The sequence below is a fragment of the Paraburkholderia sp. EG287B genome (assembly GCF_040965595.1).
In the GTDB taxonomy this organism is placed as follows: domain Bacteria; phylum Pseudomonadota; class Gammaproteobacteria; order Burkholderiales; family Burkholderiaceae; genus Paraburkholderia.
In genome coordinates, this window is sequence record NZ_JBFRCG010000062.1 from 1 (window position 1) to 2651 (window position 2651).

1 rRNA gene is annotated in these 2651 nt (G+C 53.5%); it reads left to right on the forward strand.

Annotation, left to right across the window (positions count from 1 at the left end):
* Positions 1-2522, forward strand: a 23S ribosomal RNA gene (locus AB4Y40_RS42640); the annotation flags it as partial.
* Between the last annotated feature and the right edge of the window lie 129 nt (positions 2523-2651).

Here is a 2651-nt window from a genome sequence, read left to right on the forward strand (position 1 = left end):
GGTGTACGACAAGTAGGGCGGGACACGTGAAATCCTGTCTGAAGATGGGGGGACCATCCTCCAAGGCTAAATACTCGTGATCGACCGATAGTGAACCAGTACCGTGAGGGAAAGGCGAAAAGAACCCCGGGAGGGGAGTGAAACAGATCCTGAAACCGCATGCATACAAACAGTCGGAGCCTCGCAAGGGGTGACGGCGTACCTTTTGTATAATGGGTCAGCGACTTACATTCAGTGGCAAGCTTAACCGAATAGGGCAGGCGTAGCGAAAGCGAGTCCGAACAGGGCGTCCAGTCGCTGGGTGTAGACCCGAAACCAGGTGATCTATCCATGGCCAGGTTGAAGGCACGGTAACACGTGCTGGAGGACCGAACCCACTAACGTTGAAAAGTTAGGGGATGAGCTGTGGATAGGGGTGAAAGGCTAAACAAACCTGGAAATAGCTGGTTCTCTCCGAAAACTATTTAGGTAGTGCCTCGTGTATCACCTTCGGGGGTAGAGCACTGTCATGGTTGATGGGTCCATTGCGGATTACGTCGCCATAGCAAACTCCGAATACCGAAGAGTGCAATCACGGGAGACAGACATCGGGTGCTAACGTCCGGTGTCAAGAGGGAAACAACCCAGACCGCCAGCTAAGGTCCCCAAATATGGCTAAGTGGGAAACGAAGTGGGAAGGCTAAAACAGTCAGGAGGTTGGCTTAGAAGCAGCCACCCTTTAAAGAAAGCGTAATAGCTCACTGATCGAGTCGTCCTGCGCGGAAGATGTAACGGGGCTAAGCCATATACCGAAGCTGCGGATGCATATTTATATGCATGGTAGGAGAGCGTTCCGTAAGCCTGCGAAGGTGCGTTGAAAAGCGTGCTGGAGGTATCGGAAGTGCGAATGCTGACATGAGTAGCGATAAAGGGGGTGAAAGGCCCCCTCGCCGTAAGCCCAAGGTTTCCTACGCAACGTTCATCGGCGTAGGGTGAGTCGGCCCCTAAGGCGAGGCAGAAATGCGTAGCTGATGGGAAGCAGGTCAATATTCCTGCACCATTGTGAAATGCGATGGGGGGACGGATCGCGGAAGGTTGTCCGGGTGTTGGAAGTCCCGGTCCTTGCATTGGAGAAGGCGCTTTGGCAAATCCGGGCGCGGGATTCAAGGGTGCGAGGCCATTCACCTAGGTGAAGAAGCAACTGGAAGTGGTTCCAAGAAAAGCCTCTAAGCTTCAGTTTCACAGTGACCGTACCGCAAACCGACACAGGTGGGCGAGATGAGTATTCTAAGGCGCTTGAGAGAACTCGGGAGAAGGAACTCGGCAAATTGGTACCGTAACTTCGGGATAAGGTACGCCCTGGTAGCTTGATGCGCCTGCGCGCAGAGGGTGAAGGGGTTGCAATAAACTGGTGGCTGCGACTGTTTAATAAAAACACAGCACTCTGCAAACACGAAAGTGGACGTATAGGGTGTGACGCCTGCCCGGTGCCGGAAGATTAAATGATGGGGTGCAAGCTCTTGATTGAAGTCCCGGTAAACGGCGGCCGTAACTATAACGGTCCTAAGGTAGCGAAATTCCTTGTCGGGTAAGTTCCGACCTGCACGAATGGCGTAACGATGGCCACACTGTCTCCTCCCGAGACTCAGCGAAGTTGAAGTGTTTGTGATGATGCAATCTCCCCGCGGCTAGACGGAAAGACCCCATGAACCTTTACTGTAGCTTTGCATTGGACTTTGAACCGGTTTGTGTAGGATAGGTGGGAGGCTGTGAAGTGTGGACGCCAGTCTGCATGGAGCCGTCCTTGAAATACCACCCTGATCTGTTTGAGGTTCTAACCTTGGTCCGTGATCCGGATCGGGGACAGTGCATGGTAGGCAGTTTGACTGGGGCGGTCTCCTCCCAAAGGGTAACGGAGGAGTACGAAGGTACGCTAGGTACGGTCGGAAATCGTGCTGATAGTGCAATGGCATAAGCGTGCTTGACTGTGAGACCCACAAGTCGAACAGGTGCGAAAGCAGGTCATAGTGATCCGGTGGTTCTGTATGGAAGGGCCATCGCTCAACGGATAAAAGGTACTCTGGGGATAACAGGCTGATACCGCCCAAGAGTTCATATCGACGGCGGTGTTTGGCACCTCGATGTCGGCTCATCTCATCCTGGGGCTGTAGCCGGTCCCAAGGGTATGGCTGTTCGCCATTTAAAGAGGTACGTGAGCTGGGTTTAAAACGTCGTGAGACAGTTTGGTCCCTATCTGCCGTGGGCGCTGGAAGTTTGAGGGGGCCTGCTCCTAGTACGAGAGGACCGGAGTGGACGAACCTCTGGTGTACCGGTTGTGACGCCAGTCGCATCGCCGGGTAGCTATGTTCGGAAGAGATAACCGCTGAAAGCATCTAAGCGGGAAACTCGCCTCAAGATGAGACTTCCCCGGGGACTTGATCCCCTTGAAGGGTCGTTCGAGACCAGGACGTTGATAGGTCAGGTGTGGAAGCGCAGTAATGCGTTAAGCTAACTGATACTAATTGCCCGTAAGGCTTGATCCTATAACAGGTGTGTTTCGCGATGATCGTTAGTGCTTCAGCACTTACGAGCATCCTGCTCCCGAAGGGAGTGACGCACGGTTGAGATCACGTGTTGTGCCTGAAACAACACAACCCCAATTCAGCAACACC